Origin of the sequence: Pseudomonas sp. N-137 (assembly GCF_034555295.1) — a bacterium.
Lineage (GTDB): Bacteria > Pseudomonadota > Gammaproteobacteria > Pseudomonadales > Pseudomonadaceae > Aquipseudomonas > Aquipseudomonas rhizophila.
Genome location: NZ_JAXUDQ010000010.1, coordinates 486,361 through 511,091 on the forward strand (window position 1 = coordinate 486,361; position 24,731 = coordinate 511,091).

A 24,731-nucleotide genomic window follows, 5' to 3' on the forward strand; every position below is an offset into this window, starting at 1 on the left:
ATGCATCAACCAGCAATGCGCTTGGCTGACAGACCGCTATCGCGAGCAGGCTCGCTCCCACAAAAGGCTCTACTGACTGGCACCACGCGTTAACCCTAATTTTTCAGCTTTCGAGAGCACTCCCATGTTTGTACGCATTTCATCCCTCGCCCTTGCCGCCCTGCTGGTCAGCGGCTGTGCCAACAACTCTCCGGTCCTGGGCAACAAGAACATCAGCTACGGCGACACCAAGGCCGTGGAAACCGTGACCAACGAATTCGGTTCCACCGATCTGCAAATGATCGCCGAGTCCATGACCCGCTCCCTGGCCCAGTCCGGCATTCTGCAGGGCCGCCCGGTGGTTCAGGTCTATGACGTGAAGAACAAGACCAGCGAGTACATCGACACCCGCGAGATCACCACCAGCATCAAGACCCAATTGATGAAGACCGGTGCGGCACGTTTCGCCAGCGACAACAACGCCATGGACAGCCAGGTTGACCAGCTCAAGCTGCAAAACCAGAGCGGCCTGTACAAGAAAAGCACCGTGGCCAAGACCGGCAACATGATCGCGGCCAAATACCGCCTCGAAGGCTCCATCAGCTCGATCGTCAAGCGCAGCAGCGACTACAAGGACGTCTTCTACAAATTCAGCCTGCAATTGATCGACGTCGAAAGCGGTCTGGCCGAGTGGATGGACGAGAAAGAAATCCGCAAGACCACGGAGCGCTAAACCATGCGCACATGGATCGGCATCATGGCCCTGGCCTGCGCGTTCGGCGCCCAGGCGGCCCCGAAAGTCGCGGTCACTGACCTGGCGTACCAGCAACGGGTGGAGGAATACATCCACACCGTTTCGGCCCAGAGCAACTTCCAGGCGAACCCCTACAGCGCCAGCGCTTCGTCGAGCTACGACGAGATGGAAGCCACCACCAGCTATATCGAGCAGGGCGAACTGCGCAAGTTCACCGGCGACATCAAGGGCGAAATCCTGCGCAGCGGGATGTTCCAGCTCGTGCAAGGCACGCCCCACACCGCTTCGTCCACGGGCGACGTCTATGACGTGATCAAGCGAATCAAGGCCGGGCACTTCAAGGGCGCCGATTACGTGCTGTTCGGCACCGTATCGGACATCGACTTCACCCGCGACATCAATGAACTGGCCAATACCAACAGCTACTCGGCGGTGCTCGCCTTGACCCTGGTGGCGGACTTCAGCCTGATCAACACCAAAACCTACGAAATCACCTCGGCCTTCACCGCCATGGGTGAAGGCCAGGACACCAAGCTGCTGAATCACCGGGACGTACGCATCAACCTCAACCGCCCGCGAGTCGTGCGCGAGGTGTCCAAGGCCCTGGGTGAGGACGTAGCGCGGCAACTGAGCGAACAACTTGGCGGGCCGAACTACGAACAAGCCGGCGAGCCTGCGCCGCGCAACAACCTGCCACGGGATACCGCGCCGGTCATTTTGCGCTAAGCGGTTCAGCGATTATTTTGTGGCGAGGAGATTTATCCCCGCCACATTGGAACCGGCAGGTTAGACCGAGGCTTTGCGAATTGTCGCCAGCAACCCCGCCGCACCAATGAACAGCCCGGCAAAGGTGCGGTTCATTCGACGCTGCTGTTTCGGAGTGCGCAGCAGGCGCAGGACTTTGGATGCCAGCCCGGTGTACCCGGCCATGACGATGAGGTCGACGCAAACCATCGTCACGCCCAGGATCAGGTATTGCTTGATCAGCGGGGCATGCGGGTCGATGAATTGAGGCAATACCGCAAGCATGAACACCAATGCCTTGGGGTTGCTGATGTTGACCAGAAAACCGCGAAACACCAGCGCCAAAGGCTTGCCGATAGGCCGCACGGCCGCGTCATCACTGAGATCGCCCGGGATGGCTCGCCACTGCTTGACGCCCAGATAAACCAGATAGGCCACACCAAACCACTTGATCGCATAAAACGCGGTCGCCGATGCGGTGAGGACCGCGCCGACACCGGCGGCGACAATCACGATTTGCAACGCCAGACCCAATTGCAGGCCCAGGGCATTCCAGTAGCCGCGCCAGAAACCGTATTGCAGACCGCTGGACATCGATGCGATGGCACCAGCACCCGGCGAAAGACTGATCACCCAGCAAGCGGCGAAAAACGCCAGCCATGTCTCCAGCACCATTGCACACCTCGGCTCAGATTCGTTGAAACCACTAAGCTAATGCGCCGCCGGACGGTTGACCACAGATATTTAACAATCGAGACCCGCTTATTCGACGAACCCGCCGACCGGAAACGCCTCGTTGCCGCGCCAGCGTCGAACTGAACGTTGGAAGAACAGGCTGTTGGGCACTTGCACCATGGAACTGCCCGTACCGAGTTCCTCGGGTTCGATCAAGGTGGTGTAAAGCAGGTTGATGGCCACCACCCGCCCCTTGATGCCGGGCTTGTCGGTGGACTCCACCAGCTCAACTACATCGCCCAGACGAAACGGCCCGACGGTGTAGATCAAAATGGCGCACAACAGATTGGACAGTACGCTCCAGATGGCGAAGAACGCCACCGCCGCCACCGCGACGAACCCCGACAGCGCGGTCCACAGCACCGTGGCCGAGACGCCCAGGCGTTCAAGCACCACCAGCACCGCGCTGCCCATGATCAGCCAGCGCAGCACACCCCGCAGGATGATCACCAACTGGGACGGTAACGGGTAGCGCTCGGCAAGGCCCGTGAGGGCCCGCGCCACGCAACGCTGTGCGATGTAGCCGGCCAGCAGGATCAGCAGTATTTGCACACCGAGCCAGATCGGCTCGACCCACATGACGGGTATCGGCAAAGCCAAGGCTTCCATCAGGACAATGCCTCCAGCTCCGCTTGCAGGTTTTCCAGCAGTTCCAGGGCTTGCATCCACGCCTCCTCAAGCTCCGCTTCCCGAACCTTCAGCCTGGCCTGTTCGGCCAGCAGATCGCGCAACTCATCCTTGCGCGCCGCTTCGTAGAGACCGCTGTCGCCGAGGCTGGTTTCGATCTTTTGCAGTTTTTCATGCAGCTTGCCCAGTTCGACTTCGAGCTTGTCGGCCTCACGCTTGTGAGGCGCCAACTGCTGACGCAATGCGGCGGCGGCCTGGCGCTGGGCTTTCTTGTCGGTCTTGTCCGGGTTAACCGGCGTGGTACTGACCGGTGCGTTGCGCTGACGGTAATCCACCAGCCAACGGGCATAGTCTTCCAGATCACCGTCGAACTCTTCGACCTTGCCGTCGGCCACCAGGAAAAAATTATCCGTGGTGCTCTTGAGCAAATGCCGGTCGTGAGACACCACCAGCACCGCGCCGCTGAATTCCTGCAAGGCCATGGTGAGGGCCAGGCGCATTTCCAGATCGAGGTGGTTGGTCGGTTCGTCGAGCAGCAACAGGTTCGGCCGGCCCCAGGCGATCAATGCCAGCGCCAGGCGAGCCTTTTCACCACCGGAAAAATTCAGTACCGGCTCATCGATGCGCGCACCACGAAAGTCGAAACCACCGAGGAAATCACGCAGGGTCTGCTCGCGTTCGTTCGGTGCCAGACGCTGCAAATGCAGCAGCGGGCTGGCCTTGGCGTCGAGAGAATCGAGCTGATGTTGGGCGAAGTAACCGACCACGGTGTTCTCGCCCCGGGTCAGACGCCCGGCCAGGGGCTCGAGCTCGCCGGAGAGATTCTTGATCAGGGTCGACTTACCAGCACCGTTCGGGCCCAGCAGGCCGATCCGCGCACCAGGGGTCAGCTGCAGCTTGACCTTCTCCAGCACGGTCTTGTCGCCATAGCCCAGACGCGCATCCGACAGGTCGATCAGCGGGCTGGAAATCTTGGTCGATTCGCGGAAAACAAAATCAAACGGTGAATCGACGTGGGCCGCGGACAGTTCTTCCATCCGCTCCAGTGCCTTGATCCGGCTCTGGGCCTGACGGGCCTTGGTGGCCTGGGCCTTGAACCGGGCGATGTAGCTTTCCATGTGCGCACGCTGCGCCTGCTGCTTCTCGTAGGCCTGCTGTTGCTGGGCCAGGCGTTCGGCACGGGCCCGCTCGAATGCGCTGTAGCCGCCACGGTACAAGGTGAGCTTGCGCTGGTCGACATGGGCGACATGATCCACCACCGCGTCGAGGAAATCGCGGTCATGGGAAATCAGCAGCAATGTGCCGGGATAGCTCTTGAGCCAGTCTTCGAGCCAGATGATGGCGTCGAGGTCCAAGTGGTTGGTGGGCTCATCGAGCAGCAGCAGGTCCGAAGGGCACATCAGGGCCTGGGCCAGGTTCAAGCGCATCCGCCAGCCACCGGAGAAATCCCCAACCTGACGGTCCATCTGCTCATTGGTAAACCCAAGGCCTGCCAGCAGCTTGCGTGCGCGGGCATCGGCGGTGTAGCCGTCGGCGCTGTCGAGCTCCGCGTGCAGACGGGCCTGTGCGGCGCCATCGTGTGCCGCCTCGGCCGCCGCCAGGTCGCGTTGGACCTGACGAAGGCGCAGGTCGCCGTCAAGCACGTAGTCCACCGCCAGGCGCTCAAGGGTGTCGACCTCTTGGCGCATGTGGGCGATACGCCAATCGGCGGGCAGCAGGCAATCGCCCGAGTCCGGGTGCAGTTCACCTCGAAGCAGGGCGAACAGGCTCGATTTGCCGGCGCCGTTGGCACCGATGAGGCCAGCTTTGTGGCCGGCGTGCAGGGTCAGCTCGGCGTCTTCTAGCAGACGTTGCGGGCCACGCTGTAAAGTCAGGTTCTGAAGTCGAATCATAATGGCGGCGGAGTCTACCAGCTTCGCTCGCAACTGGCGCGAGTAGCACGATGTCCTCTGATCTATGGAGCTTTTCCCTCGACCTCTACGCCAAGCCTGGTGTGGAACAAACCTGCCTGGCGCTGCAGGGCGCCGGCGCCAATGTCTGCCTGCTGCTTTGCGGGCTGTGGCTGGAACAGCGCGGGGTAGCCTGCACTGAACAAAGACTGCAACAGCTTCAGCAATGGGTCGGCCCTTGGGACACGGACGTCGTTCAGCCCTTGCGCACGCTCCGTAGCCAATGGAAAGCCCGCGCCCTTCAAGACACGGCACTCGATAGCCTGCGCGAGCAGGTCAAGCGACTGGAACTGGAAGCCGAGCGACGATTGCTGGAGCGACTGGAGACTGCGACCAGGGACTGGCCTGGGGAACAACCCAAAGATTCAGCGCAATGGCTGCAAGGACTCGTGGCGGGCGCCGACCAAGGGAACCGCGACGCGCTGCATCAGCTGCGCGTCGCGGCGTCCAGCACTTAGGAAGCGCGGGTTGGGGTGTTGCTGCTCGGCGCCGGGGCGGCGCTCGGGTTCAGCGCCGGGGTCGCAGTGCTGGCGGTTGGCGCAGGGGTCGCTGCAGGAGCCGGAGTCGATGTCGCAGGCTTGGCCGCCGGAGCAGTCGAAGGTTTTGCGGCAGCAGGCGTTTTCACGGCGGGTTTCGCAGCAGGCTTGGCCACAGGCTTGGCGGCGGCAGGCTTCGCGGCGGGTTTGGCAGCAGCCGGCTTGGCAGCCGGTTTAGCCGCAGCTTTGGCAGGTGCTTTGACAGCGGCTGGCTTGGCAGCGGGTTTAGCTGCAACTTTGGCGGGCGCTTTGGCAGCGGCTGGCTTGGCAGCCGGTTTGGCGGCGGGCTTGGCAGCAGCCGTTTTTGTAGCAGCTGGCTTGGCAGCCGGTTTAGCCGCGGCGGTTTTTGTCGCTGCGGGTTTGGCGGCGGCTGTTTTAGCGGTCGGTTTAGCAGCTGGCTTGGCGACAGGTTTAGCGGCTGGCTTGGCCGCCACTTTGGCCGCCGGCTTGGCGACAGCTTTAACGGCGGTTTTTTTCGCAGCAGGTTTTGCCGCGCTGGCAGCAACCGGTTTTTTCGCAGCCGGTTTAGCGGCTGGTTTGCTCGCTGCTTTGGCCGGCGCTTTTGCGGCCGGTTTGGCAGCTACTTTGGTCGGTGTTTTTGTCGCGACAGGTTTAGCGGCCGGTTTTCTGGCCGATACAGCGGCAGCGGCAGGCTTGGCAGCACGAAGGCTCAGTGCCTTGCCCACGGCTTCTTGCACACGACCGACGCCTTGGGCCAGTTTCAGGCTTTCCTGGGCATCACGCTTGAGTTGCAGAATATAGGCGCGGGTTTCGGACTGACGATCCTTCAAGGCATCGAGCAGATCTTCGAGTTCTTTCACAGCGTCTTTGGCCTTGGCTTGTGCCTTGGCCTTGCCAGCGGTGGCCGCGTCTTGCAGTTTGGTGCGCGACTTGTGCAGTTTTTCCTGCGCTTTGCCGCGTTGTTTTTCCAGTTTGGCGAGCAGTTTTTCAGCATCAGCCAGGGCTTGGGAGCAGGCGTTTTCCAGATGCTCGAGCAGACTGCCCGAAAGTTGTTGGAGCAAGTGCAACGGAGTGTTTACTGGCTTCTTGGTGGCCGACATGGTTTACCTCCTGACTGACGTGAGTGCGGCTCATACTAGACCTCTGCTGCAACCGCCGCTAGGGCATGTTGACAGTACACAAGACGTTGCGTTGCAAGGGACGAAAAATCTTCTACCCCACTGCCGGGGCAAACCACCTTTGCGGATATCGGCACTGGCATAATCCCCTCCATTCGAGGCCGGAGAACACTACATGTCGCGTCACTTGTTTTTATTCCTTTGCATGGTTTGCTCCATGGCTCAGGCCGCAGAAAAAACCAGCGCAAACGACGCTCATGACCTGGCGTACAGCCTGGGGGCAAGCCTGGGTGAACGTCTGCGCCAGGATGTGCCCGACCTGCAGATCCAGGCGTTGGTCGAGGGTCTGCAACAGGCTTATCTGGGCAAACCATTGGCCCTCAAGGATGAGCGCATCGAACAGATACTGGCCGACCATCAGGCACGGCTGACGTCGTCACCGGCGACACCGCAGATCGAAGCGGCACTGAAAACCGAGCAGAAATTTCTTGATGAGGAAAAAGCCCGGCCCGGTGCTCAGCAACTGGCAGATGGCATTCTGCTGACCGAACTCAAGCCCGGCAATGGCGCCAAGGCCGGCCCTCACGGCAAGGTCCAGGTGTTGTATGTCGGTCGATTGCCAGACGGCACCGTGTTTGATTCCAACGGACAAGCGCAGTGGTTCAGTCTCGACAGCGTGATTGACGGTTGGCGCAGTGCATTGCCGCAAATGCCGGTAGGCGCAAAATGGCGACTGGTCATTCCTTCGACCCTGGCCTACGGCGCCGAAGGAGCCGGGGATGTCATCCCCCCGTTCACGCCGCTGGTGTTTGAAATCGAGTTGCTGGGCGCGACGACCTGAAGTTGACTCCAAAAAAAAACGGTGCGCAATGCGCACCGTTCTTTTGATTCTGCAAAAATCCTCAAGCCTGGGCCGGCGCTTCTTCCTTGTGGGAGTTGTGCAGCACTTCGATCAGGCAGTCTTCCAGTTCGAAACGCTCGTGCAGCAAGCCACCCAGTTCCTTGAATTTTTCCGCTACGCATTTGCCTTCATCACACAGGTCATTGAAGGCCAGCAGTTTTTCGGTGATGACGTCGATACGCGGGTAGATTTGCTCGGCGAGCTCCAGGCCACGTTTATCGTTGAAGGCCTTGGCCTCACTCGTCAGTTGTTCGTATATCTCGAAATGACCGGCAGACACGTAGTCGACCAGCACACCGCAGAACTCCTGCAACGGCTTGCGGCTTTCACTCAGCGCTTCAGGCCTGTCGCCGAGAGCATCATAGGCCCGAACCAGTTCGTGACGCTCCTGCAACCAGCGGTCGATCAGCAGATGCACCCCACCCCAGCGTTCCTGAGCATTCTGACAACTTTCGAGCATGGTGATTTCTTCCCTTGTGAGTCATGCCCCTCGCAGCCTGCGCACCGCCTGAAATGATCAGGGACAAGCCAGACACAACATGATCGAGCGGCATAAATCCGATAACACGTGCGGGCCAGATTATGCCCGCACGACAACCGCTTCAAGGTACGCAGGAGATAAAGTTCATACAAGTGTTTAATCCATGACCCGGACCAGTTGCGACGTTGTGCCGCTGAGCGGTCGTATCAGAGCGTTCCAGACAAGGCGCAGCAACAGATAGGACATCACAAAAGACACGGCGAGAAAAAACAACAGGCTCCATTCGGGAAGACTCAGATCGAACAGGGTCCAAGTGATGCTCGCGCAGTCGATCGCCCCCTCGAGTACACGATGTACAGCGCCCCACCACGAACTCACTGCCTTGAGGTGATCGATACAATCGGGCAACTGCTCCAGCGAGTCGCCTTGCACCAGAACCTGACGCCATGCCAGCGTCAACCCGCTCGACGCGAAAACCAGTCCCATCGCCCCGTAGCAGATGCTGCCTTTCTGAGCAGGACCATGCAGGCATGCGGCGAGACAGTTCATCAAAAACAGCATCAGGCACAACCGTTGCAAAACACACAGGCTGCAAGGCGTCAGACCTACCGCATATTCAAGGTAACTGGCGATACCAAAAACCAGAGCGGCGGCGATGAAAGCCATGAAAAACAAGAAGCGTGAGCAAGCCAAAGACATGGCGGTTCCGTAACAGAAGAGACAGGCCGTTACGGTAGAGGAAAGGCCGCCGGCCTTTCAAGGCGGGGCCGTGCAGACACTTCACCAGGGGTGTAGGGAATTCCCGACAAGCAAGAGAAGATTAAGCGCAGCTTGCTGTAGGACTTTACCGAAGGCATTGCTAACGCCATTAGGGGCATCAATAAACACGTGGCGAGGGAGCTTGCTCCCTCGCCACAATGATTCATACAACCCTCAAGAACGACTCACTCTCTCTCAAGTGGCCAAAACCTGAGCCGGGACCGGCAGTGGCGCGGCCAGCAAGCGCTCATCCAGTAACCCCAAGCCTTCCTGGAAGAGCTGGTTGCTGCGCTCGGCATCCCCCAGTTGCGCCAGCAGTCGCGCCAGTTCGGCGCAGGCCTCGGGATTGCGCTGCAGGCGCAAACTGCTTTCCAGATAATCCCGTGCCTTGCCCCACAAACTGTTTTGCAGGCACAGGCGGCCCAGTGTCAGCAGCAGGCCAGGGTCGTTCGGGTGATCCTTGAGCCAGCCTTCTGCCGCTTGCAGTTGGCGGCCCGGATCATTGCCGCGGACCAACCCGTACAGGCGCGCCAGGTGACTGTCATAGTGACGTTTGAGCGCCGCCCGCAGCACCTCTTCGGCCTCGGCCTGCGCCCCGAGTTGCCGCAGTTGCTCGGCATAGGCCAACACCAGCGCCGATTCCTGGCGTTGTGCGGACGACAGTTGTTGCCAGGCACGGTTAAGCGATTGCAACCCGACACTGCCGTCTTCGTCACGGTGGGCCGCCAGGGTGAGGTTTTCGCCCCAGGCCCGACGCTCCAGTTCAGCCAGCTCAGCCGGCGGCAGGACTTTGTCCTTGCGCAGCTCCGGCAACAACCGGACCACCGCAGACCAATCCCCGCGCTGCTGATGCAGACGTTGCAACTGACGCAGGGTCTGGGCGTTATGTGGGTGGCGATCATGCATGGCTTGCAGCGTGTTCAATGCACCGTCGGTGTCGCCGCGATCCATCTGCAATTGTGCGTGCGTCAGGGCAATCGCCAGCTCAGCCTGGGGCTGACGTTCAAGGGCACGTTCCAACAGGCTGTCGCACTGCTCGTAAAGACCTTGCTCATTGGCCGCACGGGCGGCGCCAAGGTAATACAGCAACGGTTGGCGCTCGGCTTCAGCGGCGCGATGCAGGTGGCGCTGGGCACTGGCCCAGCGACCTTCGGCCAGGTCCAGTTGCCCGTGCTCGATGGCCACCTGCACCCGCCGGCTGCGGTTGCGGCGCGACCATGGGTTGACCACGCCAGTGGAGGTCGTCACCAGGCCAACCAAGGCGCTCACGCCCCGCCACACCAGCCAGAGCACCGCCACCAGCGCCAGGGTGACCCAAAGGCCGGCCTCGTATCGGAAGTTCTTGTATGCCACCAGCACGTAACCCGAATGTTCGGCGATCGCCACGCCCAGCAAGGCAGCGACAGCGATGACCACGAACATAATCACGTAGAGGCGTTTCATGGCGTGGCCTCCTGCTCATCAGGTTTGGCCAGCGGCTTGACCGACTCTTCGGCGTTCAGGTTGCGGCGCTCCAGATAGGCCTGAACGCTGCTCAGGGTCCCTGTCAGATCCGGGGTTGCAACCGTCACCGGCTGCCTGGCCAGCTCGGCCACGCGCTCAAGCATGATTTTGCTTTGCGGGTTGTCCTGGTTGAAGTTGTTCTTGAGCACATCATGCGCTTGAGCCAGCGCTTGGGTGTACACCGGGGCCTGGCCGTTGAGAGCGGCCCATTGCGCCTGCTCCAGGGCCAGGCTCAAGGCCAGGCGCACCTGCACCAGACTCTGCCCGGCCAAGAGCGGACGGACATTCTCATCCGCGTTGAAATCGATACGGATATAGCGCGATATCTGGTCCCACCACTGCGCCCAGCGGCTGGCGCCATCGCCATCGGCGGTCAAGCCCAGCAACGACTCACCACGATCCTTGTATTCGGGTGCCAGCTCCGTGAGTTGCAGCACCTGGTCACGCAAGGCCCCCAACTGCAGGAACAGCCCGGTACGATCCGGCTGCTCGGTACTGCGCAACGCAGCAAGGGTCTTGGCCAGTTGCTCGCGAGCGGCGAATGAGCCAGGGTCGTTTTGCTCGCGCAGGATTTCGTCAGCACCCTGGACCAGGGCCTGGGCACTGCTGATGTCCTGCAGGGCGGAAAGACGCAGGCTGGCCAGGCGCAGCAGATGTTCGGCTTCGGCCAGGCGCCAGTCCTTGCGGCTGGCACCGAGCACGGTTTCCAGGCGCTGGTTCAGTCGTTGTTGATCACCCTGCAACTGGGCGACCTGACGCCGACGCTCTTCCAGCTCTTGCGCCGCAGGCAATTGAGCCAGACGCTCACTCAGGCGTTGCTCATTGAGCTTGAGGGTCTGGGCCTGATCATTGAGCGCCTGAACCTGACTGGCCTGCTGCTGGTTATTGGCTTGCAGATGACGCACCTGCCACACGCCCCAACCACCAACGGCCACGCCGGCGGCTCCCAACAACAACGCGACAATGGCCAGCCCGTTGCCGCGACGCGGCGCCTTCGGAGCCGGGGTTTCAACCGGCGTATCGATCGCGGGTTGGTCTTGATCTTTTGGCAAGGCTGTTTCGCTCACGTATCCATCCTTTGCATTAGAAAACGGCACGGACTGATCCCGTAACGCCGCCAGCAAAGCCGCAGCACTGGCGCCACGGCAATCCACAACTGTCAGGGCCCCGGCGGCACGGGCCATCTCGGCAACCCTTGGGCTTGGAACGAACAACGGTAACCGCGCCAGCGCGGGCCACTCATCGCCAGCCAACCGCTGCAGATGCTCGAAGCTCTGCCCACTGCTGACCACCAGCGCGTTCAAGCGTTCCGCTTTGACCCTTGCCGCCAACTCACCTTCTCGGTAATGCGGCAGGCTGCGCCGGTACAGTTCCAGATAATCGACACTAGCACCTTGCTCGCGCAAGCGCTCCGCCAGCAAGCCGCGCCCGCCCTCGCCACGCACAATCAAAACCTTGGGATTGGGTCGGGTGATAGCCTGGCGTAACACCAGATGCTCCAGCAAGGCTTCGCTGTCATCGGCGTGGTCGGGATAAAACACAGTGAGGCCGGCATCGATAAGGATCTGCCCGGTCGCCGCCCCCACGCTGAACCATGGCTGGTCTGGCGGCTGGGGCCAATATTGGCGCAGCAGCTCCACACACAAACGTGCGGCGGGCTTGCTCACCACAATCACGGCACAGTACTGGTCCAGCCGTTGAAAAGTCTCCCCCATGGCGTCGGACATGGGGAGCGGCTCGATATCCAGCAACGGCAGGCTGCTGCTGTAGATCCCGGCCTCGGCCAGGACAGCCGCCAGGGCCGACGACTCGTCGACCGGCCGGGTCAGCAGCAGCCGCCAGCCCGTCACGCGTGGCCCGCCTCGCCGTAGACCTTCTTGAGAATGTCGTCGGCACCCTGGCTGAGCAGGTCTTCGGCTACCCGGACACCCAGCGCTTCGGCATCGCGGCGCGGCGCCCGGGCCTCGGCACTGAGCAGTCGGCCACCGTTCGGATCACCCACCAGACCGCGCAACCAGACCTGCTCGCCTTCGAGTACGGCGTAACAGGCGATCGGCACCTGGCAACCGCCATTGAGGTGTTTGTTGAGGGCGCGCTCGGCGAAGACCCGGGTGGCGGTGTCGTCGTGATGCAGCGGTGCCAACAGGGCATGGATCTCGCTGTCGGCGCTGCGACATTCGATACCCACCGCCCCCTGCCCACCGGCCGGCAGGCTGTCATCGACGCTGATGGCCGACGTGATGCGATCTTCAAAACCGAGGCGGATCAGGCCGGCGGCGGCAAGGATAATTGCGTCGTACTCACCGGCATCGAGTTTGGCCAGGCGGGTATTGACGTTGCCCCGCAGAAAGCGGATTTGCAGGTCTGGGCGGCGGGTCAGCAACTGCGCCTGGCGACGCAGGCTGGAGGTGCCGACCACGCTCCCGGCGGGCAGGGCGTCGAGGCCTGCAAACGTGTTGGAAACGAACGCATCGCGTGGATCTTCTCGCTCGCAGATGCAAAACAGGCCCAGGCCTTCCGGAAAGTCCATGGGCACATCTTTCATCGAGTGCACGGCGATATCGGCTTCGTTGTCCAGCAGCGCGGTTTCCAGCTCCTTGACGAACAGGCCCTTGCCGCCGATTTTCGACAGCGGCGAGTCCAGCAGCTTGTCGCCGCGACTGACCATGGGCACCAGCGTCACGATCAGGCCGGGATGGGCCTCTTCCAAACGGGCTTTGACGTATTCGGCCTGCCAGAGGGCCAAGGCACTTTTACGGGTGGCGATGCGGATCTCGCGAGGGGACATGGATCAATCCGTACTTAAAAGATACGGCGGATAATAACAGCTCAGTCAAATTCGCTTTGACTTGAATCACGACCCCAAGGCCTCCCTGGCCGTCAATGTCCTGGAAATGGAACGCGCTAAACGGCTTGGACGCCTTGGAACCTCAAGCTAAAGCTGTTGCATCATCTTCCGCACGCCGGCCACGTGCCGCCGGCTGACAATCAGCGCGTCGCCATTGAGGCCTTTGAGAAACAACTGGAAATGCCCAAGGGGTGTGCGCTGCAAACGCTCGATACGCTCGCGAGCCACCAAGGCGTTGCGGTGGATGCGCACGAAGCGTTCACCGAACTCGTCTTCAAGAGCCTTGAGTGGTTCGTCCAGCAGCACCTCGCCGCTCTCGTGACGCAAGGTCACGTATTTATGGTCGGCGATAAAGTAGACCACCTGATTCAATGGGATCAGTTCAATGCCTTTGCGAGTGCGCGCACTGATGTGGCTGCGCGGGCCGCTGCCGCTTTCGGCGGCCGGACGGGTCAACGCCGCCAGTTGCACGCGGTTGGGCCGCTCGGCCTTGCGCAAGGCCTCGACCAGCGCCTCGGCAGTGACCGGCTTGATCAGATAGCCCACGGCGCCGGCCTGCAGCACCTCCGGCGGGAAGTCGTCCCGAGTGGTGCAGAACACCACCGCGGGCGGTGACTCACGCTCGCACAACTTCGCCGCGACCTGCAAACCGTCCAGGCCAGGCATGCGAATGTCGAGCAGCACGATATCCGGCTTGTGGCTATCAATAAGGGCCAACGCCTCTTCGCCATTGGTGGCGCTCGGCTCCAGGACACTGTAACCCTCGAGTTCGCCAACCATTCGGCTCAGGCGCTCACGGGCCAGTGGTTCGTCATCAACGATCAGGACATTCATATTGCGCTGGATTCCTGCGTGAGTCTCGCACAAGGATAGCGTAGACAGGGGAAGTGACATCCGTCACCGCGATCCACGCTAAGACTCGTTCGAGGGCCAAAAAGTGCCGCGAGGCGGTTACCTATCTTTACCCGCGCCTGCCAATCGATGCTTGAGGCCTGTTGTCGCACGGCGCCGTCGTAGGAATTGTTAACACTCCATCTGACCAATACGAGCCCCCCTCTTCTATTCGTCCAATGCTCCGTGGATGAAAAAGTAAAAGTCCTACAGTCCACTGTAGACGGTTGCCGCGCCGATATTGCTCAATCGAAAAATATCGTTGTGCAAAAAACCCATTAAATGCTCGGCTTGTGCGCAAAAAACCTGCCGACCAGTGCCAGCGCCAGTCCCGGCAACCCTGCTATCATCCGCCGCAGCCTTTAACCGCTACTTTTTCCACAGCCGATCACGAGCGAATTCATGAGCACTGACAAGACCAATCAGTCCTGGGGCGGCCGCTTCAGTGAACCCGTCGACGCCTTCGTCGCCCGCTTCACCGCCTCCGTCAACTTCGACCAGCGCCTGTATCGCCACGACATCATGGGCTCGATCGCCCACGCCACCATGCTGGCCAAGGTCGGCGTACTGACCGATGCCGAGCGCGACAGCATCATCGATGGCCTGAAAACCATCCAGGCTGAAATCGAGGCCGGCCAGTTCGACTGGCGCGTCGATCTCGAAGACGTGCACATGAACATCGAAGCGCGCCTGACCGATCGCATCGGCGTGACCGGCAAGAAGCTGCACACCGGCCGCAGCCGAAACGACCAGGTGGCCACCGACATTCGCCTGTGGCTGCGCGATGAGATTGACCTGATCCTGGGCGAGATCACCCGTCTGCAAAAAGGCTTGCTGGAGCAGGCCGAGCGCGAGGCCGAGAGCATCATGCCGGGCTTCACGCACCTGCAAACCGCTCAACCTGTAACGTTTGGGCATCACATGCTGGCCTGGTTCGAAATGCTCAGCCGCGACTACGAGCGCCTGGTGGACTGCCGCAAGCGCACCAACCGCATGCCCCTGGGCAGCGCCGCGCTGGCCGGCACCACGTACCCGATCGATCGTGAATACACCGCACAGTTGCTGGGTTTCGACGCCGTGGGCGGCAACTCGCTGGATAACGTTTCGGACCGCGATTTCGCCATCGAATTCTGCGCCGCCGCGAGCATTGCGATGATGCATCTGTCGCGCTTCTCCGAAGAACTGGTGCTGTGGACCAGCGCGCAATTCCAGTTCATTGACCTGCCGGATCGCTTCTGCACCGGCAGTTCGATCATGCCGCAAAAGAAAAACCCCGACGTGCCGGAGCTGGTACGCGGCAAGAGTGGTCGGGTGTTCGGTGCGCTGATGGGCCTGCTGACCCTGATGAAGGGCCAGCCGCTGGCCTACAACAAGGACAACCAGGAAGACAAGGAACCGCTGTTCGATGCCGCCGATACGCTGCGTGATTCGCTGCGGGCCTTTGCCGACATGATCCCGGCGATCAAGCCCAAGCATGCAGTGATGCGCGAAGCGGCCTTGCGCGGCTTCTCCACCGCCACCGACCTCGCTGATTACCTCGTACGCCGTGGCCTGCCGTTTCGTGATTGCCACGAAATCGTCGGCCATGCCGTGAAGTACGGCGTGGACAACGGCAAGGACCTGGCGGAGATGAGCCTGGACGAGTTGCGCAAGTTCAGTGACCAGATCGAGCAGGACGTGTTTGCCGTGCTGACTCTGGAAGGTTCGGTCAATGCCCGCGACCACATCGGCGGCACAGCGCCTGCCCAGGTGAAGGCTGCCGTGGTGCGCGGCCAGGCGATGCTCGCCAGCCGTTAAAAGCCGAAAGCATCGCGAGCAGGCTCGCTCCCACAGTGGATCTTCAGTGAACGCACATGTGTGAACACAGGGAGATCAAATGTGGGAGCGAGCCTGCTCGCGATGACTCACTTCAAAACACCACAAAACTCACTTCTTGGCAGCAATCATCGCCAAAAACGCTGGCATCTCTGCCTCCCTGTCGGCCGCAATCCGCTGCACATTCGGGTTCTGCTCCAGCCGCTCCATCAGCCCCTTGGCCGCCGGCATATCCGCCAGCAAGTCGATATCGAACACTTTCCGGCCCACCTGGCACGCCAGCGATACGCTGTAGAGGAAATACAGATCGGCCAGGCTCAGACTGTCACCCGCCACGTAGGGCGAGAATTTGCCGTGACGGCCGAGCGAGGCGAACCCGAGCAGCAATTCGGTCTTGGTCTTTTCCTTGATGGCGTCGGGTACCGATATGCCGAAAAACGCCTCGGCGTAGCAAGCCCGTCCCGGCAGCTCGATGTACAACTCGATTTCCCTGCACAAAGCCAGCACCTGGGCACGCTCGAACGGGTCGCTGGGCAACAGGGCTTTGCCCGGCTGGGTTTGTTCGATGTATTCGAGGATCACGCTGGTTTCGTTGATAAACCCTTGCTCGGTCTTGAGCACCGGCACCTTGCCCCGTGGACTGATGGCCAGCACATCGGGGGTCTGAGCGCCGTAGAACGGCACCTCTTCGAAAGGCAGGCCCTTCTCCAGCAACGCCAGCTTGACCATGTTGTAATAATTGCTGACGGAAAAACCATAAAGCTTGAGCATGACAAAGCCTCCAGGCCGTGCGGGGTTGGCAGCCTTGCGTTATAGACCGCCGAGCCGTTTCTTGCCAGGCGCATCACTGCGCTGAATGCAGGTAAACTGGCGACCTTTCTCCAAGGAGCCTGCCATGAGCGAGCCAACCGACATCGACAACGACGAAGAAGAGTTCGTCGAGAACACGCTGATCCAGGCCATCGAAAACCAGATCGAAAATGACAACCCGCCAGCGGCCAAGGCCGTTTTCAATAAATTGACCCTGGTGGGTTACGAGCGCGAAGAAATTCTCAACCTGATGGCCCATGTGCTGGCAGTGGAAATTGACGCGATCCTCGAAGAAGACCGTGCGTTCGATACCCAGTGGTACGAAACGGCGTTGCGCGCTCTTCCCGAGTTGCCGCCAGAAAAGAAATAAGGTCTCACCGACTGTGGCGAGGGAGCTTGCTCCCGCTCGGCTGCGCAGCAGCCATCAAGCTATTGGGACCGCTTCGAGCTCCAGCGGGAGCAAGCTCCCTCGCCACAACGAATTACGCCTGCGGTCACCCAAAACAAAAAAAGCATGACGCTGACACTGGACAGCTCGGCCGAGTGCGCTCACTTTAGTGACGCTGTCGACCAAATTCCTAGAAAGTCTGGAGTCCTTATGTCGCTTACCCCTGAGCTGGTTGCCGAACTGGAAATCCTTGCACTCTTCAACCTGGACAGTTCCCAGGAAGGCCTGAAAATCCATCAGACCGCTGCCCCCTCTGCCATCGCTGCCGCTAAACGCCTGTTCGAAAAAGACCTGATAACCCAGTCCGACGGTGGTTACCTGACCAGCCTGGGCCGGGATGCCGCCGAGCATGTGCAAAGCCTGCTGACCATTCTCAACGTCGTAAAAGAAGCCGCCTGATTCCTCCTGTCGCCCACGGAAATCTCCTTCATCGAGGTTTCCGCAGGCGCCCTGGCGCACTGTGTAAAAATTCTGACGTCAAAAACATACATTCAGCTTAAGAAATCCCGGGTTCGGGCGCTAAACTGCCACCACCTGTGATCTCCCACGTTCGACGCCGCGAGCCGGTTTGAGCTGACATGACCCGCAATCACGAAATACGCCCCGATCTGGACGAGGGAATCGACCGCAAGGTCCTGAGCCAGTTGCGCGCACGTTTTCTCAAGCTCAACAGCGTACGGATGGATCGCGCCCTGGAAGGTCTGTCGACCCGCCAGCAAAGCGTGCTGACGCTGTTGCCGTTGTTTTTCCACGTCAACCACCCGTTACTGCCCGGCTATGTCTCTGGCAGCACGCCTGCCGGGTTGTCCAACTACGAGCCCGACGCCAGCGTCCTCGCCGAAGCCCAGCGGCTGACCCGCTCTTTCTCCTACAAGCCGCGCCACGGCAGCAATCCGCCGCGACCGATTCTCGGTCTGTTTCTGATGGGCAGCCTCGGCACCCTCGCCCAAGCGGATCAAAGCGACATGGATGTGTGGGTCTGCCATGGTCCGGACCTGAGCGAGGACGAACTGGCCGAACTGCGCAAAAAATGTCTGCTGCTGGAAACCTGGGCGGCGACCCAGGGCGCTGAAGCGCATTTTTTCCTGATCGACCCGGCGCGCTTTGTCCGCGGCGACCGGGACACTCAGCTCAGTTCCGACGATTGCGGTACAACCCAGCATTACCTGCTGCTGGACGAGTTCTACCGCACGGCGATCTGGCTGGCCGGACGCACGCCGATCTGGTGGCTGGTGCCGGTGTATGAAGAAGAAAACTATGAGCAGTACACCCACACGCTGATTTCCAAACGCTTCATCCGCGCCGATGAAACGCTCAACCTGGGGCACCTGGCCTATATCCCGCCGGGAGAATTCATCGGCGCCGGCCTCTGGCAATTGTTCAAGGGCATCGAGTCGCCCTACAAATCAGTGCTCAAGCTGCTGCTGATCGAAGTCTACGCCAGCGAACACCCGGACGTTCGCTGCCTGAGCCTGCGCTTCAAACAGGCGGTGTTCGCCAACCGCCTGGACCTGGAAGAGCTGGATCCCTACATGGTGGTTTACCGTCGTATCGAGGAGTACCTCAACGCCCGAGGTGAATCCGAACGCCTGGAGCTGGTGCGCAGGGCGCTTTACCTGAAGGTCAATCGCAAGCTGACCGGCCAGGGGCGCAGCACTGGCTGGCAACGGGTTCTGCTTGAGCGTCTGGCCCGGGAATGGGGCTGGGACCCACGGCAACTGGCGCTGCTGGACAGCCGCAGCCAGTGGAAAGTGCGTCAGGTCAGCAACGAACGGCGGGCGCTGGTCAACGAACTGACCTACAGCTACCGCTTCCTGACCCAGTTTGCCCGCACCGAAAAAACCGTCAGCCTGATCAACAAGCGCGACCTCAACGTCCTGGGCCGGCGGTTGTATGCCGCATTCGAACGCAAGGCCGACAAAGTCGAGTTCATCAACCCCGGCATCGCCCCGGACCTGGCCGAAGACACCCTGACGCTGGTGCAGTCACCGAACAAGAAAGAACCCGGGCAGAACCAGTGGGGCCTGTACAACGGCAGCCTCAACGCCCTGGAGTGGGAAAACTTCGCACCGATCAAACGCTGCCGCGAGTTGCTGGAGTTGCTGACCTGGTGCCATCGCAACGGTGTGATCGACAGCAGTACGCGCCTTGCGCTGCACCCAGGTAGCAGCGACCTGAGTGAGTTTGAGCTGTTCAACCTGCTGGGCAGCCTGCAACAGTCCATCGCCCTGCCGCTGAGCACGGTAGATGAAGAACAGCTGTTGCGCGCCAGCGTGCCCAGCGAAGTGCTGATACTGGTTAACGTCGGCGTCGATCCGCTCAAGCATCATCGCGACCTCAATATCCTGATGACCACCGAGCGCACGGACTCCCTGAGCTACGCCGGGGTTCGGGAGAACCTGGTGCTGACCCTGGATCAGGTCACGCTCAACAGTTGGAACGAGGTGCTGGTCAACCGCTTCGACGGCGAGCATGCCCTGCTCGACTGCCTGCGCGATTACCTCAATGACCTGCCCGTCACGCAGCGCCAGCCGCGTTTGCAGGTACGCTGTTTCTGCCACAACCGCGCGCAGTTCATTGCCCGCCGGGTCGAGGAAGTCATCGAAACGGCCCAGACCCTGCTACTAAGCAGGCTCAACCACCGCTATCTGCTCCAGGTCCAGCAGCACTACCACGTATTGGAGCTGGTGCCGGGCCAGGTCAATCACGTGGCCCTGGGCAGCCTGTCGGCGCTGATGGATTACCTGGGCGAGGAGCTGACGGCCTACAGCCCTCTGCATCTGGATCCGATGGCTCTGGAGGACCATGACCTGGCGCTGATCCTGCCCATGGGGCAGCCCGAGTGCATTCAGGTGTTCTACCGGGTCAACGAGGACGACGCTGAGCTGTACGTGCTCGATGAGCTCAATGCCCTGTGGCAGCAACGCCTGCCTTACCACGACGACCACAGCCTGCTGCTGCCGCTGCAGCGCTTCCTGCAATCGGTGCTGTACCGCCGCGACGCGTTACTGCCGATGGATGCCACCCAGCCATTGCCCCTGGAAACCCTGTACTACCAGCTCCTGCCCTCGGGCAGCGGGCGGGCACGGCGGATCGAGGCGCGGCAGGCGCCGCAAACGCCAGTGAACAAGCCGTTCTATGACGTGCAGGCAATCATCGGCAAAGCCACTCATGGGCAGGTGCACGTCACCCTGTATTGCGATCAGCGGGAGTTTTCGGAGCTGGAACATGGCGACCAGCTGTTCCGCGTGGTCGCCAGGGAGATCGTCGAACAGCGCCGCGAGGCCGAACGCTATCGCTGCTACATCACCGACCTGGACCTCTCGGGTCTTGTGGGTGATGGGGCCTGCTCAAGTAATTTGTACCTGCGTTACAAGGCTGACCTGGAACGCGCCCTGAACGAGGCGCTGGCCTTGGTCTGAAGCGCCTAGAGGTGGAAATCGCCGCCCGCTTCCGGCTGGTACTCCACGGCCAGCAATGTCAGTTTCAGCGTCTTGCCGCCCGGCGCCGGCCAGTCGATGTGCTGGCCAACCTTCAGGCCCAACAGTGCGCTGCCTACCGGGGCAAGGATTGATATCTTGCCTTCGTCGGCATTGGCGTCCTGTGGATAAACCAGGGTCAGGTGATAGTCCTTGCCGCTGCTTTCTTCGCGGCAGTGCACACGCGAATTCATGGTCACGACATCGGCGGGCACTTCATCGTGGCCTACCACGGTGTCGGCACGATCCAGTTCGGTTTGCAACGCAATCACGCCCGGCAGCGTTTCATCAAGGCTATCGATCAGGCGCTCCAGACGCTGTACGTCCAGACGTGTAAGGGTGATGGAAGGTACGGTCATGATTCAGGCAGACTCCTTTGTTCTGCACGAAAAAAGCAAAACCCCGCCACAAAAAGACGGGGTTTTCACGGGCCTCGATGAGTTGAGGCGTAGCTGGACACTATCACAGCTCAATAAATAAACAACCCGGGCCAAATCTACCCATTGTCATGGGGAGCAGAATTACTGTGGCGCGGGGATTGTGGGAGCAAAGCTTGCTCGCGAAACAGGCGCCTCGATTTCAGGAAGAACGCGTCGTCTTCATCGCGGGCAAGCCTTGCTCCCACACAGCGGGCGATTACACCAGAGATTTGCGTTTAGCCGCCTCGGCACAGATCACCCGACGGCGCTCATCATCGGCCGAGCGCCATTCGCGGATATCCTCCACATGACGGAAACAACCGAGGCAGACCTTCTGCTCATCCAACTTGCACACGCTGGTGCACGGAGAGGGCACTGCGGGGCTGACGTTGCTGTAGAGCGGTTTGGGCGGGCGCGCCGGAGTGTTCTGGCTCACGCTGTCAAAGGCCTTCGAAATCCAGTTCCACCCCGGCCTGCTGCTTGACGATGCGCTCGAGCATCTCGCCCAATTGCTCTTCGCTCTTGTCGCACATCCAGCGCTCGCTTTCCTCGTCGTAGTCGAAGTGGAAACCGCCGGACACCGCCGCCAACCACAGCTGCCGCAACGGCTCCTGGCGGCTGAAAATCAACTGGCTGCCATTTTCGAACTTGACGGTCAGCACCCCGGCGGAGCTTTCCAGGTCGATGTCCAGCTCGCTTTCGTCGAATACATCCTCCAGCGTTTGCTGGGTCGCATCGACCAGATCGTGGAAACGGGCTTCAGTCAAACTCATTGCGGCAACCTCGAAAATGTCTGCTCATGCTCAAGCGCCGCAAGATACGGACGCTTCCCGGCGATTGCAAAGGATATACCGACCGACGACAGCCGGCTTTGGGAAAAGCCTCCCGGCGCCGGACGGGAACCCCGTTGCATAGGCAAGCTGCCGGGTGGCCGGTATACTCCGGCGCAATTAACGCATTTTCAAGGATTTCGCCATGAAGCGCCTGATCTCTTCCCTTGCTGCGCTCGTCGCGGTTGCTTGCCTTGTGACAGCCTGTGGTCAAAAAGGTCCGCTGTACCTGCCCGACGACAGCAAATCCCCTGAAGAACAGGCCAAGTCGTCGCAATCCAAGTCCCACGCGCACGATACCCACACCACTTATTAAGGGAACGCCATGGACGCTTTTAACTACCGTGGCGGGGAGCTGTTCGCGGAAGGGGTTGCCTTGTCCGCACTCGCGGAACGTTTCGGCACGCCAACCTACGTTTATTCCCGTGCACACATCGAAGCCCAGTATCTGGCCTTCGCCGATGCTCTGGCCGGCATGCCGCACCTGGTATGTTTCGCCGTAAAGGCCAACTCCAACCTCGGTGTACTCAACGTCCTGGCACGCCTGGGTGCCGGCTTTGACATCGTTTCCGGTGGTGAGCTCGAACGCGTGCTGGCCGCTGGCGGCAGCGCCGACAAGATCGTTTTTTCCGGCGTCGGCAAGACCCGTGAAGACATGCGCCGCGCCCTGGAAGTGGGGGTGCACTGCTTCAACGTCGAATCGACCGATGAGCTGGAGCGCCTGCAACTGGTCGCCGCCGAGATGGGTGTCCGCGCGCCGATCTCTTTGCGCGTGAACCCGGACGTTGATGCCGGCACGCACCCGTACATTTCCACCGGTCTCAAGGAAAACAAGTTCGGCATCGCCATTGCCGACGCCGAGGATGTGTACGTACGCGCGGCCCAACTGCCGAACCTGGAAGTGCTGGGCGTGGATTGCCACATCGGTTCGCAACTGACCACCCTCGAACCTTTTATCGATGCCCTCGACCGCCTGCTGGCGCTGGTCGACCGCCTCAGCGATTGCGGCATCTACCTGCGTCACATCGACCTGGGCGGCGGCGTCGGCGTGCGCTACCGCGACGAAGAGCCGCCACTGGTGGCCGACTACGTCAAGGCGGTGCGTGAACGCCTCGACGGTCGCGACCTGGCCCTGATGTTCGAGCCGGGCCGCTACATCGTTGCCAATGCCGGCGTGCTGTTGACCCGGGTCGAATACCTCAAGCACACCGAGCACAAGGATTTCGCCATCGTCGATGCGGCGATGAACGACCTGATCCGCCCGGCGCTGTACCAGGCCTGGATGGACGTCACCGCGGTGCGCCCTCGCGCTACCGCCGCCCGCAGCTACGATATTGTCGGCCCTATCTGCGAAACCGGCGACTTCCTGGCCAAGGGTCGGGAGCTGGCGCTGGAAGAAGGCGATCTGCTGGCCGTGCATTCGGCCGGGGCCTACGGGTTTGTCATGAGTTCCAACTACAACACTCGCGGCCGCTGCGCCGAAGTGCTGGTGGACGGTGATCAGGCGTTTGAAGTGCGTCGCCGCGAGACGGTAGCCGAGTTGTTTGCCGGCGAAAGCCTGCTGCCGGAGTAAAACCATGCTGCTGCGTTTTACCAAGATGCACGGCCTGGGCAACGACTTCATGGTCCTCGACCTGGTCAGCCAGCACGCGCACATTCTGCCCAAGCATGCCAAACAATGGGGCGACCGGCACACCGGTATCGGTTTCGACCAGTTGCTGATCGTCGAGGCGCCCAACAACCCGGACGTGGACTTCCGTTACCGGATCTTCAACGCCGATGGTTCGGAAGTCGAGCAGTGCGGCAACGGCGCCCGCTGCTTCGCCCGATTCGTGCTGGACAAGCGCCTGACCGCCAAACGGCAGATTCGCGTCGAGACTAAAAGCGGCATCATCGAACTGGATGTGCGCAACGACGGCCAGATCGGCGTCAACATGGGCGCCCCGCGCCTGGCACCGAAGGACATTCCGTTCGAAGCGCCGGCCCAGGCCTTGAGCTATCAGTTGGAGGTCGACGGCACCACGGTGGAACTGGCGGCAGTATCCATGGGCAACCCCCATGCCGTCTTGCGAGTCAGCGATATCAACAGCGCGCCAGTGCATGAGCTGGGGCCGAAGATCGAAAATCATCCGCGCTTCCCCGCGCGGGTGAATGTCGGTTTCCTGCAGGTCATCGATCGCCACCGTGCGCAGTTGCGCGTCTGGGAACGCGGTGCCGGGGAAACCCAGGCGTGCGGCACCGGCGCCTGCGCGGCGGCAGTCGCCGCGATCAGTCAGGGATGGATGGATTCGCCTTTACTGATCGACCTGCCCGGTGGACGCTTGTCCATCGAATGGGCAGGCCCCGGCCAACCGGTGCTGATGACCGGCCCGGCAGTACGCGTATACGAAGGACAAGTTCGTCTTTGAGTGAGTCAAACCCATGACCGACAAGCCACAGGTTCCAGCCCCGCAGCCCGACGAATCCCCCAGCCATCCGGACGCCGCAGCCGTGGCCGCGTACCTGGAGGCTCACCCGGACTTCTTCGTCGAGCATGAAGAACTGCTGGCGACGATGCGCATCCCCCACCGCCGCGGCGACACCGTGTCGCTGGTCGAGCATCAGATGAAGATTCTGCGCGAGCGCAACATCGAAATGCGCCATCGTCTTTCGCACCTGATGGACGTAGCTCGGGATAACGATCGGCTCTTCGACAAGACCCGTCGCTTGATTCTGGCGCTCATGGATGCCAACACCCTCGAAGACCTGGTGATGAGTGTCGAAGACAGTCTGCGCCAGGATTTCCAGGTGCCTTTTGTCAGCCTGATCCTGTTTGGCGATAACGCCATGCCAGTGGGGCGCTGGGTAACCCACGCCGATGCACAGACAGCCATCGGCGGCTTGCTCACGGAGAACAAGAGCGTCAGCGGCAGCCTGCGCGAACATGAGCTGGACTTCCTCTTCGGCGAAGAACAGCGCAAGCAGATCGGCTCCACCGCTGTCGTCGCCATCGCCCACCAGGGCGTACATGGCGTGCTGGCCATTGCCAGTCGTGATCCGCAACACTACAAAAGCTCGGTGGGCACGTTGTTTTTAAGCTACATCGCCGAAGTCACCGGCCGGGTCCTGCCGCGCATGACTGGTTCACTGCGCTCGGTACGCTGA

Annotated in this window: 26 protein-coding genes and 1 pseudogene; 12 read left to right on the forward strand and 15 right to left on the reverse strand. The window is 61.0% G+C overall.

What is annotated here, in order from left to right:
- Window positions 1–124: 124 nt before the first annotated feature.
- The gene (lpoB, locus tag T3A99_RS11755; protein ID WP_173407497.1) at window positions 125–712 is read left to right on the forward strand and encodes a penicillin-binding protein activator LpoB; all 588 of its coding nucleotides are present in this window, start codon (window positions 125–127) and stop codon (window positions 710–712) included.
- A gap of 3 nt (window positions 713–715) precedes the next feature.
- A complete protein-coding gene (locus tag T3A99_RS11760) occupies window positions 716–1,459 on the forward strand; it encodes a hypothetical protein (RefSeq protein WP_047226112.1) in 744 nt (247 codons plus the stop codon).
- A 60-nt stretch (window positions 1,460–1,519) separates the two neighbouring features.
- On the opposite strand, the gene rhtB is transcribed toward T3A99_RS11760, so the two are convergent.
- The 3 genes from rhtB to T3A99_RS11775 all read right to left on the reverse strand — a co-directional run bounded on the left by rhtB (window position 1,520) and on the right by T3A99_RS11775 (window position 4,731).
- On the reverse strand, window positions 1,520–2,152 hold the full coding sequence (rhtB, locus tag T3A99_RS11765; protein WP_047226113.1) for a homoserine/homoserine lactone efflux protein: 633 nt from the start codon (window positions 2,150–2,152) through the stop codon (window positions 1,520–1,522).
- 87 nt (window positions 2,153–2,239) lie between these two features.
- Window positions 2,240–2,821, reverse strand: a complete 582-nt coding sequence (locus T3A99_RS11770; RefSeq protein ID WP_047226114.1) for a mechanosensitive ion channel family protein — start codon at window positions 2,819–2,821, stop codon at window positions 2,240–2,242.
- Window positions 2,821–4,731 carry an ATP-binding cassette domain-containing protein gene (locus T3A99_RS11775; protein WP_047226115.1) on the reverse strand — a complete coding sequence of 637 codons (1,911 nt, stop codon included), beginning with the start codon at window positions 4,729–4,731 and terminating at the stop codon, window positions 2,821–2,823. Before T3A99_RS11775 ends, T3A99_RS11770 begins: the two co-directional genes overlap by 1 nt.
- Window positions 4,732–4,781: 50 nt before the next feature.
- Between T3A99_RS11775 and T3A99_RS11780 the strand changes: the two genes are divergently transcribed.
- A complete protein-coding gene (locus T3A99_RS11780; RefSeq protein ID WP_288911870.1) occupies window positions 4,782–5,246 on the forward strand; it encodes a TIGR02444 family protein in 465 nt (154 codons plus the stop codon).
- On the opposite strand, the gene T3A99_RS11785 is transcribed toward T3A99_RS11780, so the two are convergent.
- Entirely contained in the window at window positions 5,243–6,385 is a 1,143-nt protein-coding gene (locus T3A99_RS11785) for an AlgP family protein (protein WP_107321371.1), read from the reverse strand. The two genes, T3A99_RS11780 and T3A99_RS11785, sit on opposite strands and share 4 nt — an antisense overlap.
- 193 nt (window positions 6,386–6,578) lie before the next feature.
- On the opposite strand from T3A99_RS11785, the gene T3A99_RS11790 reads away from it, so the two are divergent.
- Window positions 6,579–7,244, forward strand: coding sequence for an FKBP-type peptidyl-prolyl cis-trans isomerase (locus tag T3A99_RS11790; RefSeq protein WP_322834319.1), 666 nt, complete (start codon window positions 6,579–6,581; stop codon window positions 7,242–7,244).
- 61 nt (window positions 7,245–7,305) lie between these two features.
- Here T3A99_RS11790 and T3A99_RS11795 read toward each other — a convergent pair whose 3' ends face one another.
- From T3A99_RS11795 to T3A99_RS11825, 7 genes and pseudogenes are all read right to left on the reverse strand, one after another.
- Window positions 7,306–7,764 (reverse strand): Rsd/AlgQ family anti-sigma factor, encoded by a 459-nt coding sequence (locus T3A99_RS11795; protein ID WP_047226119.1) that lies wholly within the window; start codon window positions 7,762–7,764, stop codon window positions 7,306–7,308.
- Window positions 7,765–7,941: 177 nt separating this feature from the next.
- Window positions 7,942–8,484 (reverse strand): disulfide bond formation protein B, encoded by a 543-nt coding sequence (locus T3A99_RS11800; protein WP_047226120.1) that lies wholly within the window; start codon window positions 8,482–8,484, stop codon window positions 7,942–7,944.
- 255 nt (window positions 8,485–8,739) lie between these two features.
- Window positions 8,740–9,987 (reverse strand): heme biosynthesis protein HemY, encoded by a 1,248-nt coding sequence (locus T3A99_RS11805; RefSeq protein ID WP_047226121.1) that lies wholly within the window; start codon window positions 9,985–9,987, stop codon window positions 8,740–8,742.
- Entirely contained in the window at window positions 9,984–11,114 is a 1,131-nt protein-coding gene (locus T3A99_RS11810) for a uroporphyrinogen-III C-methyltransferase (RefSeq protein WP_231990615.1), read from the reverse strand. Before T3A99_RS11810 ends, T3A99_RS11805 begins: the two co-directional genes overlap by 4 nt.
- Window positions 11,115–11,150: 36 nt before the next feature.
- Window positions 11,151–11,897, reverse strand: a pseudogene (locus tag T3A99_RS11815) (uroporphyrinogen-III synthase); the annotation flags it as partial.
- On the reverse strand, window positions 11,894–12,835 hold the full coding sequence (gene hemC, locus T3A99_RS11820; protein ID WP_322834320.1) for a hydroxymethylbilane synthase: 942 nt from the start codon (window positions 12,833–12,835) through the stop codon (window positions 11,894–11,896). The pseudogene T3A99_RS11815 and the gene hemC, both read right to left, overlap by 4 nt.
- 147 nt (window positions 12,836–12,982) lie before the next feature.
- Entirely contained in the window at window positions 12,983–13,729 is a 747-nt protein-coding gene (locus T3A99_RS11825; protein ID WP_047226123.1) for a LytR/AlgR family response regulator transcription factor, read from the reverse strand.
- A gap of 459 nt (window positions 13,730–14,188) precedes the next feature.
- Between T3A99_RS11825 and argH the strand changes: the two genes are divergently transcribed.
- Window positions 14,189–15,583 (forward strand): argininosuccinate lyase, encoded by a 1,395-nt coding sequence (gene argH / locus T3A99_RS11830; protein ID WP_047226124.1) that lies wholly within the window; start codon window positions 14,189–14,191, stop codon window positions 15,581–15,583.
- Between the two features lie 129 nt (window positions 15,584–15,712).
- On the opposite strand, the gene T3A99_RS11835 is transcribed toward argH, so the two are convergent.
- Window positions 15,713–16,372, reverse strand: coding sequence for a glutathione S-transferase family protein (locus T3A99_RS11835; RefSeq protein WP_160893871.1), 660 nt, complete (start codon window positions 16,370–16,372; stop codon window positions 15,713–15,715).
- Window positions 16,373–16,496: 124 nt separating this feature from the next.
- On the opposite strand from T3A99_RS11835, the gene T3A99_RS11840 reads away from it, so the two are divergent.
- From T3A99_RS11840 to T3A99_RS11850, 3 genes are all read left to right on the forward strand, one after another.
- Window positions 16,497–16,781, forward strand: a complete 285-nt coding sequence (locus tag T3A99_RS11840; protein ID WP_076383078.1) for a hypothetical protein — start codon at window positions 16,497–16,499, stop codon at window positions 16,779–16,781.
- Between the two features lie 228 nt (window positions 16,782–17,009).
- A complete protein-coding gene (locus T3A99_RS11845) occupies window positions 17,010–17,258 on the forward strand; it encodes a TIGR02647 family protein (protein WP_047226127.1) in 249 nt (82 codons plus the stop codon).
- Between the two features lie 179 nt (window positions 17,259–17,437).
- A complete protein-coding gene (locus T3A99_RS11850; RefSeq protein WP_047226128.1) occupies window positions 17,438–20,281 on the forward strand; it encodes a class I adenylate cyclase in 2,844 nt (947 codons plus the stop codon).
- 5 nt (window positions 20,282–20,286) lie between these two features.
- Here the strand turns inward: T3A99_RS11850 and rnk are convergent, their stop codons facing one another.
- From rnk to cyaY, 3 genes are all read right to left on the reverse strand, one after another.
- Complete coding sequence (gene rnk, locus T3A99_RS11855; RefSeq protein ID WP_047226129.1) at window positions 20,287–20,697, reverse strand: nucleoside diphosphate kinase regulator; 411 nt, start codon at window positions 20,695–20,697, stop codon at window positions 20,287–20,289.
- A 277-nt stretch (window positions 20,698–20,974) separates the two neighbouring features.
- Window positions 20,975–21,193 (reverse strand): DUF1289 domain-containing protein, encoded by a 219-nt coding sequence (locus tag T3A99_RS11860; protein ID WP_047226130.1) that lies wholly within the window; start codon window positions 21,191–21,193, stop codon window positions 20,975–20,977.
- A 4-nt stretch (window positions 21,194–21,197) separates the two neighbouring features.
- Entirely contained in the window at window positions 21,198–21,530 is a 333-nt protein-coding gene (gene cyaY, locus T3A99_RS11865) for an iron donor protein CyaY (protein WP_047226131.1), read from the reverse strand.
- 202 nt (window positions 21,531–21,732) lie between these two features.
- On the opposite strand from cyaY, the gene lptM reads away from it, so the two are divergent.
- The 4 genes from lptM to T3A99_RS11885 are packed head-to-tail and all read left to right on the forward strand — an operon-like array spanning window position 21,733 to window position 24,731.
- Window positions 21,733–21,903: an LPS translocon maturation chaperone LptM gene (gene lptM / locus T3A99_RS11870; protein ID WP_047226132.1), complete on the forward strand. Its 171-nt coding sequence runs from the start codon at window positions 21,733–21,735 to the stop codon at window positions 21,901–21,903.
- 9 nt (window positions 21,904–21,912) lie between these two features.
- Window positions 21,913–23,160, forward strand: a complete 1,248-nt coding sequence (gene lysA / locus T3A99_RS11875) for a diaminopimelate decarboxylase (RefSeq protein WP_047226133.1) — start codon at window positions 21,913–21,915, stop codon at window positions 23,158–23,160.
- 4 nt (window positions 23,161–23,164) lie between these two features.
- Window positions 23,165–23,995 carry a diaminopimelate epimerase gene (gene dapF, locus T3A99_RS11880; protein WP_047226134.1) on the forward strand — a complete coding sequence of 277 codons (831 nt, stop codon included), beginning with the start codon at window positions 23,165–23,167 and terminating at the stop codon, window positions 23,993–23,995.
- A gap of 13 nt (window positions 23,996–24,008) precedes the next feature.
- A complete protein-coding gene (locus T3A99_RS11885; protein ID WP_047226135.1) occupies window positions 24,009–24,731 on the forward strand; it encodes a DUF484 family protein in 723 nt (240 codons plus the stop codon).

Bases quoted from the DNA above. Each gene is read 5' to 3' on its own strand.
- lpoB (WP_173407497.1), top strand. From the start codon at position 125: ATGTTTGTACGCATTTCATCCCTCGCCCTTGCCGCCCTGCTGGTCAGC.
- T3A99_RS11760 (WP_047226112.1), top strand. From the start codon at position 716: ATGCGCACATGGATCGGCATCATGGCCCTGGCCTGCGCGTTCGGCGCC.
- rhtB (WP_047226113.1), bottom strand. From the start codon at position 2,152: ATGGTGCTGGAGACATGGCTGGCGTTTTTCGCCGCTTGCTGGGTGATC.
- T3A99_RS11770 (WP_047226114.1), bottom strand. From the start codon at position 2,821: ATGGAAGCCTTGGCTTTGCCGATACCCGTCATGTGGGTCGAGCCGATC.
- T3A99_RS11775 (WP_047226115.1), bottom strand. From the start codon at position 4,731: ATGATTCGACTTCAGAACCTGACTTTACAGCGTGGCCCGCAACGTCTG.
- T3A99_RS11780 (WP_288911870.1), top strand. From the start codon at position 4,782: ATGTCCTCTGATCTATGGAGCTTTTCCCTCGACCTCTACGCCAAGCCT.
- T3A99_RS11785 (WP_107321371.1), bottom strand. From the start codon at position 6,385: ATGTCGGCCACCAAGAAGCCAGTAAACACTCCGTTGCACTTGCTCCAA.
- T3A99_RS11790 (WP_322834319.1), top strand. From the start codon at position 6,579: ATGTCGCGTCACTTGTTTTTATTCCTTTGCATGGTTTGCTCCATGGCT.
- T3A99_RS11795 (WP_047226119.1), bottom strand. From the start codon at position 7,764: ATGCTCGAAAGTTGTCAGAATGCTCAGGAACGCTGGGGTGGGGTGCAT.
- T3A99_RS11800 (WP_047226120.1), bottom strand. From the start codon at position 8,484: ATGTCTTTGGCTTGCTCACGCTTCTTGTTTTTCATGGCTTTCATCGCC.
- T3A99_RS11805 (WP_047226121.1), bottom strand. From the start codon at position 9,987: ATGAAACGCCTCTACGTGATTATGTTCGTGGTCATCGCTGTCGCTGCC.
- hemC (WP_322834320.1), bottom strand. From the start codon at position 12,835: ATGTCCCCTCGCGAGATCCGCATCGCCACCCGTAAAAGTGCCTTGGCC.
- T3A99_RS11825 (WP_047226123.1), bottom strand. From the start codon at position 13,729: ATGAATGTCCTGATCGTTGATGACGAACCACTGGCCCGTGAGCGCCTG.
- argH (WP_047226124.1), top strand. From the start codon at position 14,189: ATGAGCACTGACAAGACCAATCAGTCCTGGGGCGGCCGCTTCAGTGAA.
- T3A99_RS11835 (WP_160893871.1), bottom strand. From the start codon at position 16,372: ATGCTCAAGCTTTATGGTTTTTCCGTCAGCAATTATTACAACATGGTC.
- T3A99_RS11840 (WP_076383078.1), top strand. From the start codon at position 16,497: ATGAGCGAGCCAACCGACATCGACAACGACGAAGAAGAGTTCGTCGAG.
- T3A99_RS11845 (WP_047226127.1), top strand. From the start codon at position 17,010: ATGTCGCTTACCCCTGAGCTGGTTGCCGAACTGGAAATCCTTGCACTC.
- T3A99_RS11850 (WP_047226128.1), top strand. From the start codon at position 17,438: ATGACCCGCAATCACGAAATACGCCCCGATCTGGACGAGGGAATCGAC.
- rnk (WP_047226129.1), bottom strand. From the start codon at position 20,697: ATGACCGTACCTTCCATCACCCTTACACGTCTGGACGTACAGCGTCTG.
- cyaY (WP_047226131.1), bottom strand. From the start codon at position 21,530: ATGAGTTTGACTGAAGCCCGTTTCCACGATCTGGTCGATGCGACCCAG.
- lptM (WP_047226132.1), top strand. From the start codon at position 21,733: ATGAAGCGCCTGATCTCTTCCCTTGCTGCGCTCGTCGCGGTTGCTTGC.
- lysA (WP_047226133.1), top strand. From the start codon at position 21,913: ATGGACGCTTTTAACTACCGTGGCGGGGAGCTGTTCGCGGAAGGGGTT.
- dapF (WP_047226134.1), top strand. From the start codon at position 23,165: ATGCTGCTGCGTTTTACCAAGATGCACGGCCTGGGCAACGACTTCATG.
- T3A99_RS11885 (WP_047226135.1), top strand. From the start codon at position 24,009: ATGACCGACAAGCCACAGGTTCCAGCCCCGCAGCCCGACGAATCCCCC.